The sequence below is a fragment of the Dysgonomonas sp. 216 genome (assembly GCF_010501065.1).
Taxonomy (GTDB): Bacteria; Bacteroidota; Bacteroidia; order Bacteroidales; family Dysgonomonadaceae; genus QVMM01.
Window position 1 is genome coordinate 275,054 of the sequence record NZ_QVMM01000001.1, and the last position, 7,889, is coordinate 282,942.

Here is a 7,889-nt window from a genome sequence, read left to right on the forward strand (position 1 = left end):
AAATTTGATTTACATGTTTTTATCTAAAGAATAGGAATCCATTGCGTATATGCCAAACCAACACGAAACATTAGCCAAAGAACTGAAAAAACATTTCGGATTCGACCGATTCAAAGGCAATCAGGGCGATATCATTAAAAATGTTTTAGAAGGAAACGACACTTTCGTACTGATGCCGACAGGTGGAGGTAAGTCGTTATGTTATCAGTTGCCTGCCCTGCTTATGGAAGGCACTGCGGTTATCATATCTCCGCTGATAGCATTAATGAAAAACCAAGTGGATGCAATGCGCAACTTTAGCGAGGAAGATGGAGTGGCTCATTTCCTTAATTCCTCTTTAAACAAAAGCGCAATAGAGCAAGTTAAGGCTGACGTTATGGCACAAAAAACCAAGCTCTTATATGTAGCTCCCGAATCTTTAACCAAAGATGAAAACGTTGAATTTTTGCGCCATGTTAATGTATCGTTTTATGCAATTGACGAGGCTCACTGTATATCGGAATGGGGACACGATTTCCGCCCCGAATACAGGCGCATACGTCCGATAGTAAATGCGATAGGCAAACGCCCCATTATAGCATTAACGGCAACTGCCACTCCAAAAGTCCAGCACGATATTCAGAAAAATCTGGGAATGATCGACGCCAAAGTATTCAGGCTGTCGTTTAACCGCGACAATCTGTTTTATCAGGTAAAGCGCAAAACTACCAATATCGACAGAGACATTATAAAATACATCCGTACCCAAGAAGGTAAATCGGGTATTGTGTATTGTTTGAGCCGCAAGAAGGTAGAAGAGTTTGCCGAAGTTTTAAGAGCAAATAAAATAAACGCTCTTGCTTATCATGCCGGATTAGACAGCACTACACGTGCCGAAAATCAGGATGCATTTTTGATGGAAAAGGTTGATGTAATTGTGGCCACAATAGCGTTCGGGATGGGTATAGACAAACCCGATGTTCGCTATGTTATACATTACGACATACCCAAAAGCCTCGAAGGCTACTATCAGGAAACCGGACGTGCCGGTCGTGACGGAGGCGAAGGACAATGTATTGCTTTTTATTCGTACAAAGACCTCCAGAAACTGGAGAAATTTATGCAAGGCAAACCTATTGCCGAGCAAGAAATAGGGAAACAGCTTCTTTTAGAAACTGCCTCCTATGCCGAAACTGCTGTATGCCGCAGAAAGGTACTACTGCATTATTTCGGCGAAGAATATACCCAAGATAACTGTAATAATTGTGACAATTGTTTAAATCCTAAAAAACAGGTGGAAGCTCAAGATTTATTATTAACAGCCATAGAGGCTACAATAGCATTAAAAGAAAAATTTAAGACAGAGTATATTATCAACATCCTGAGAGGCAAAGAAACGTCCGAAATAGAAACCTACGGACATCAGGATATTGAAGCATTCGGTTCGGGAGACGACACCGACGAAGAAACATGGAATGCCGTTATACATCAGGCTCTGATCGAAGGTTATCTCGAAAAAGATATTGAAAATTACGGACTGCTGAAAGTTACAAAAAAAGGCAAAAGCTTTTTGAAAAAGCCCATATCGTTCAAAATAGCAAAAGCTGATGAACAAGACGAAGACGATGCAGAAGAAATAGCAGTTAAAGGCGGTGGCGGAATATCGGCTGTCGATCCGGTCTTATTCTCGATAATGAAAGACCTGAGAAAAAAGATGTCGAAAAAACTGAATGTACCTCCTTACGTTATATTTCAGGATCCATCGCTCGAAGCAATGGCTACCATTTACCCCATAAACCTCGACGAATTACAAAATATTCCGGGTGTAGGTGCAGGTAAAGCTAAACGGTACGGTACAGAGTTTATTGAGATAATAAAGAAACACGTTGAAGAAAACGAAATAGAGCGCCCCGAAGACCTGAGAGTTAAAACGGTAGCTAATAAATCGAAACTGAAAGTTGCTATTGTTCAGGCAATCGACCGTAAAGTTGCGTTAGACGACCTTGCCGAATCGAAAGGCATTGATTTTACCGAACTACTGAACGAAGTAGAAGCCATAGTTTACTCGGGAACAAAAATAAACATCGACTATTTTCTTGAAGAAGTTATAGACGAAGACCATATTGCCGACATATTCGACTATTTTCAGGAAGCAGAATCGGACGACTTGGAAGATGCCATAAAAGAATTGGGTATGTACTCGGAAGACGAAATTCGTCTGGTAAGGGTTAAATTTATATCCGACATGGCAAACTAAAAACCAATGTCATTTGTTTACAATATATTCAAATGAAGAAAAAAGCCATTTTTCCGGGGACATTCGACCCTTTCACAACAGGACATTATTCTCTCGTCAATAGAAGTTTACATTTTATTGACGAGATTATTATAGCTATTGGGGTAAACGATGCTAAAAAAACATTATTCCCTCTGGATAAACGGATCGGCATGATCCGTTCGGTATTCAAGGACGATCCGCGTGTAACTGTCGAATCGTACCGTAATTTAACTGTCGATTTCGCAAAGGAAGTAGGCGCCAATTGTATAATACGGGGTATACGTTCGGTTAACGATTTCGAATACGAAAAAACAATAGCCGACATGAACAGAAAAATATCGGGTATAGAAACACTGGTTTTGTTTACCGAACCGGAACTTACACACATAAGTTCCACAATTGTACGCGAACTTATCCGTTTTGGGCACGATGTTTCGGATTTCATACCCCCCAATATGGAAATGTAATTATATAAACAATGAATAAACTGAACACAAACCTGAATAGACTATTAATTGTCGTATTCTTTTTTAGCGTTTTCACATTAAACTGTCGTGCACAATTCAGCATGGGCGAAGCCGAACGAAAAATAGCTACCGCCTTTATGCTTATCGACAAAATGTATGTCGATAAAATTGATGCCGATAAACTATCGGACGACGCAATCACAGCTCTACTTAGCGAACTCGATCCGCATTCAAGCTACATAAAAGCAAGCGAACTGAAAGAAATGAACGAGCCATTGGAAGGTAATTTCGACGGAATCGGGGTAACTTTCAATATGGCTACCGATACACTGTTTATTATAGAAACAATAGCCGGAGGACCTTCCGAAAAAATAGGAATATTACCGGGAGATAAAATAATTCTGGTAAACGACACGCTTATTGCCGGTGTAAAAATGCCGACACGCGATGTTATGAAACGTTTACGCGGACCTAAAGGAACAGCAGTTAATGTAAAAATTCAGAGAAGAGGGATCAAAGACCTGTTGAATTTCAGAATAGTACGCGATAAAATTCCAATTCACAGCCTCAACGCTTCATATATGATTGACAACCAAACAGGGTATATCAGTCTTGTTCGTTTCGGAGCCACAACTTATCAGGAATTTAAAGAAGCTCTTGCCCGTTTACAAAATCAGGGCATGAAAAACTTGATACTCGATTTGCAGAGCAATGGAGGAGGGTATCTTTCTGCCGCAATAGACCTCACTAACGAGTTTTTAGGCAAAGACAAACTAATAGTATATACAGAAGGAGCAAATCAGCCCCGATTTAGCGAAAAGTCAAAATCGAACGGAATGTTCGAAAACGGAAAAGTAGTTATTCTTGTAAATGAAACATCTGCTTCAGCCAGCGAAATATTATCAGGAGCGATACAAGATTGGGACAGAGGCGTTATCGTTGGGCGGCGCACTTTCGGTAAAGGGCTTGTACAAAGGCAACTACCCCTACCCGGAGGCTCGGCAATGCGTCTTACCGTTGCACGTTATTACACACCAACAGGACGTTCGATACAAAAACCGTATACAAACGGCGATAAAGACTCGTACGACAAAGATTTGATAGCAAGATACAATCATGGCGAAATGATGTCGGCCGACAGTATACACTTCCCCGATTCGCTTAAATACCGTACTCTGATAAACGATCGTATTGTATACGGAGGCGGTGGCATTATGCCCGATTATTTTGTTCCTCTCGATACCCTTACAGACTTCCATCGCGAAGTATGGGGCAAAGGCTTATTCAACGAGATAAGCATGGCAAATATCGAAGGGAAGCGTAACGAGATGAAAAAGCAATACCCTACTGTGGAATCGTTCAAGAATAATTTCGTTGTTGGCGACGATATTATGTCGCGCCTTTTGGAAATGGCTAAACGCGAAAACATCGAGTTCAAGGAAGGTCAGTATAATGTTTCAAAAAAATTGATGGCGCTACAAATAAAAGCGTTGATGGCGCAATTTCTTTTCAACTCGGAAGCATACACCCGTATAATAAACGACGAAAGCCCGATTTATCAGAAAGGAGTCGAAATAATTAACGACGACCAGCAATACAAGACATTGCTTTCGGGCAAAAAATAAGAATAAGCAGGCTAAAAACCACGTTGCCTCATCGCTTCGAAGGTTAAAACTGCTGTAGAAACCGAAACATTCAGAGAATCAATATAGCCACGCATGGGTATTTTTACCCGTGCGTTTGCTTTTTCAAGCCAGAAGCCTGTAAGCCCGTCTGCCTCCGTACCCATTACAATGGCCGATGGTTGGCGAAAATCGGCATCCTGATACCAATCCGAAGCATTTAATTCGGCAGCATAACTTTTAATACTATTTCTTTTCAGCCAGTCAACCGCTTCGCCAGATGTACAAACAGCAGTCTGAACCGTAAATAAACATCCCACACTCGACCGTATGGCATTCGGATTATACAAATCGGTAAGCGGATCGCAAACAATTACAGCATCAACGGCAGCGGCATCGGCGGTTCGTAATATCGCACCCAGATTGCCCGGTTTCTCTATCGACTCCAATATTATAACAAACGGATTGTCGGACAACTTAATATCGTCAAGAGTATGGCTCTTTGGTGTTGCCAGCGCCAATATTCCGTCCGAACCCTCACGATAAGCTATTTTACTGAAAACCGAATCGGTAACCTCATACTTTATACTATCAGCAATGGTATCGAGCACATCGGGGTAGTCGGTCGAAGCAAAAAGCGCAGGACAAACAAACACCGATTTTACATTGTAGCCCCCCGATATAGCAAGCGACAATTCTCTTGCTCCTTCAATTACAAACAATTGCTGTTCGCGGCGCTCTTTACTTTTCGATAGTTTGACAATATTTTTTATTCTCGCATTTTGCAAGCTGCTTATAAGTTCCATGCTTCCCGTAATTTTCGTGAAAAGAAGTTCAAATATAAAACAATCTTCCTAGCTGCAGGTAATAATTTATTAACTATTTATCGACAGTTAATCGCCGTAACATCCAATTTATTATCTTTATCGTTATTATTTTCCATTTATTTAGAAAAAACAGAATGAAAAAGAGTCTATTATTAGGTATCTTATGCCTTTTCGGCTTAAGTTTATGCACCGCACAAAACAAACACAAAGAAAAGAGAACTGTAAAACTTCTCTTTGTGGGAGATGCCATGCAGCACAAATCGCAAATAGATGGTGCACGCACAAAAGCAGGATACGATTATTCGAAATATTTCAAACATATTAAATCACAAGTAGACTCTGCCGACATTGCCATTGTAAATCTCGAAGTAACATTGGCCGGAAAACCATATACAGGCTACCCAAGTTTCAGCGCACCCGATGAATTTGCCGTTGAATTAAAAAATACGGGGTTCGACGTATTCCTTACTGCGAACAACCATATTCTGGACAAACGAAAACGAGGGTTGGAAAGAACGAACAAAGTTCTCGACACACTGCAGGTAAAACATCTGGGAAGCTACATCGATGCAAAGCACCGAAGCCTGAGATACCCTTTGATGCTGATTAAAAATGGCATTCGCATAGCCTTGCTCAACTACACTTACGGCACTAACGACATTGAAGTGGAAGCGCCCAACATTGTAAATTACATAGATAAAAAACAAATAAAAGACGATATAGACTCGGCAAAGGCTATGAACCCCGATATTATAATAGCAAATATGCATTGGGGATACGAATACAAACTGAAACCGCATAAAGAGCAGACAACAATGGCCGACTGGCTTATCGGTAATGGTGTAAATCTGGTAATAGGTAGCCATCCGCATGTGGTGCAGCCTATTGATATACGCAAAGAAAACGACTCGATAAAACAAGTTGTAGTATATTCGCTCGGCAATTTCATATCGGGAATGAAGGCCGAAAATACCGACGGAGGAATGATGGTAAATATAAATATCAGTAAAGTAGACAATAAACCCGTTACCATCGACACTTGCCATTACTCGCTGGTATGGGTGTATAAACCTGAGGTTAACGAAAAACAACAATTTCAGCTTCTCCCTGTAAATAAATACGAGCACGAAAGCCACATAGAAGAAATCGGGCAGGAAGCTTACGATAAGATGATGAAATTTGCACGCACCGCCCGTACAACAATCGAATCGATGTGGGAGCAAAACTAAACAAACTAAAGCCCAATACAGTTTACATTATAGCAGTTCGGATAAAAAATAACGTAAAACTATAACAAAGATGAAAGAACTATCATATAGCGAAGACATCTTAAGATATGGCTTTGAGCAGTATACTATAAATTTAAAAGACGACTACGAAGGGCATGCCGTAGCAACGCTGATACGGCGAAACACCTCGTCATACCAAGGAAAAGCCATATTGTACATACATGGCTTTAACGATTACTTTTTCCAACAGGAAACAGCAATAGCCTTCAACAATAAAGGTTATAACTTTTATGCCCTCGACCTTCGAAAATACGGGCGTTCGCTCCTACCCCATCAAAAAATGAACGATATAAGAAACCTGCGAAGCTATTACGAGGAGATAGCAAAAGCTTTAGATATAATACACAGCGAAGACAACAAAGAAGTTATATTATTCGGGCATTCTACCGGAGGGTTAATACTTACGCTGTTTGCCAAAGAACACCCCGATTCGCCACTATTCGACGGGGTAATGCTAAACAGCCCGTTCTTCGACTTCAACAAAAAACCGATAATCAAGAGACTTATCCCCATTTTCTCGGCATTGGGCAAATTATTCCCCGGCATTAAAATAAACGGGGGTTTCAGCAAGGAATATGGGATGAACCTGCATAAAGAGTATTCGGGCGAATGGAACTATAATCTGGAATGGAAACCAAACACTGCACCCAGAATAAATTTAGGATGGCTGCGGGCAATTTACAGGGCACAGCAATTATTACAAAAACAATTTACAATTACGCATCCTGTCCTTATTCTGCATTCGAGCCAAAGTACGAACAATTATACCGATAAGGAGCAAATGCAAACAATGGACAGCATTCTTAACGTGAGAGACATAGCACGTATGGCAAATAAGATAAATGGCAATGTAGAAGTTACAGCCATAGAGGGAGGTATACACGACTTAGTACTGTCGAAAAAGAATATAAGAGAGCAGGTATACGACACAATATTCACATGGTTGAAAAAGCAGAATCTATGATTTTATAAATTACCTGTTTCTGAAAGCCTTAAGCTTTTCATTTCTTATTAATACAGTGCTACATCCAAAGAAAACTCGAGGGTTTTATCTATAAGTAAAAACTAATATTTAAAACTTTTGAATTATGGCAAAGTACACCCCCGAAACAGTAGAAAAAATTTGCATCCTTATCTCCGAAGATTACCTGTCGATTGCTAACGTGTGCGATGCAGCAGAAATAAGCCGCGAAACGTTTTACGAATGGAAGAAAAACAAACCCGAATTTGCTCAGGCTGTTGAAGAAGCAATCGAAGAGCGTCAGGAACGCTTGTACCGACTAGCCCGAAATGCCATGCGTCGAAAAATGGAAGGCTATACCCAGAAAATAGTGAAAAAGAAATACATCCCTTCCCCACTCGACCCCGAAGAGATGGAACTGAAAGAAATAATTGTAACCGAAAAACACTGCGAACCAAAAGCTTCG

Annotated in this window: 7 protein-coding genes; 6 read left to right on the plus strand and 1 reads right to left on the minus strand. The window is 40.5% G+C overall.

Annotation, left to right across the window (positions count from 1 at the left end; translation table 11 throughout):
- Positions 1–49 precede the first annotated feature (49 nt).
- Genes recQ through D0T53_RS01355 form a run of 3 tightly spaced genes read left to right on the plus strand, consistent with a single transcriptional unit; the run spans position 50 to position 4,349 of the window.
- Positions 50–2,236: a DNA helicase RecQ gene (gene recQ / locus D0T53_RS01345; RefSeq protein ID WP_163264293.1), complete on the plus strand. Its 2,187-nt coding sequence runs from the start codon at positions 50–52 to the stop codon at positions 2,234–2,236.
- Positions 2,237–2,268: 32 nt separating this feature from the next.
- Positions 2,269–2,724 carry a pantetheine-phosphate adenylyltransferase gene (coaD, locus tag D0T53_RS01350; RefSeq protein ID WP_163264295.1) on the plus strand — a complete coding sequence of 152 codons (456 nt, stop codon included), beginning with the start codon at positions 2,269–2,271 and terminating at the stop codon, positions 2,722–2,724.
- Between the two features lie 11 nt (positions 2,725–2,735).
- Positions 2,736–4,349, plus strand: coding sequence for a S41 family peptidase (locus D0T53_RS01355; protein ID WP_163264297.1), 1,614 nt, complete (start codon positions 2,736–2,738; stop codon positions 4,347–4,349).
- Positions 4,350–4,360: 11 nt separating this feature from the next.
- Here D0T53_RS01355 and D0T53_RS01360 read toward each other — a convergent pair whose 3' ends face one another.
- Positions 4,361–5,152, minus strand: coding sequence for an RNA methyltransferase (locus D0T53_RS01360; RefSeq protein WP_163264299.1), 792 nt, complete (start codon positions 5,150–5,152; stop codon positions 4,361–4,363).
- 155 nt (positions 5,153–5,307) lie between these two features.
- Between D0T53_RS01360 and D0T53_RS01365 the strand changes: the two genes are divergently transcribed.
- From D0T53_RS01365 to D0T53_RS01375, 3 genes are all read left to right on the plus strand, one after another.
- Positions 5,308–6,402, plus strand: coding sequence for a CapA family protein (locus tag D0T53_RS01365; protein WP_163264301.1), 1,095 nt, complete (start codon positions 5,308–5,310; stop codon positions 6,400–6,402).
- A gap of 70 nt (positions 6,403–6,472) precedes the next feature.
- A complete protein-coding gene (locus tag D0T53_RS01370) occupies positions 6,473–7,426 on the plus strand; it encodes an alpha/beta hydrolase (RefSeq protein ID WP_163264303.1) in 954 nt (317 codons plus the stop codon).
- Between the two features lie 124 nt (positions 7,427–7,550).
- On the plus strand, positions 7,551–7,889 hold a 339-nt coding region (locus D0T53_RS01375; RefSeq protein ID WP_163264305.1), incomplete at its 3' end, for a phBC6A51 family helix-turn-helix protein.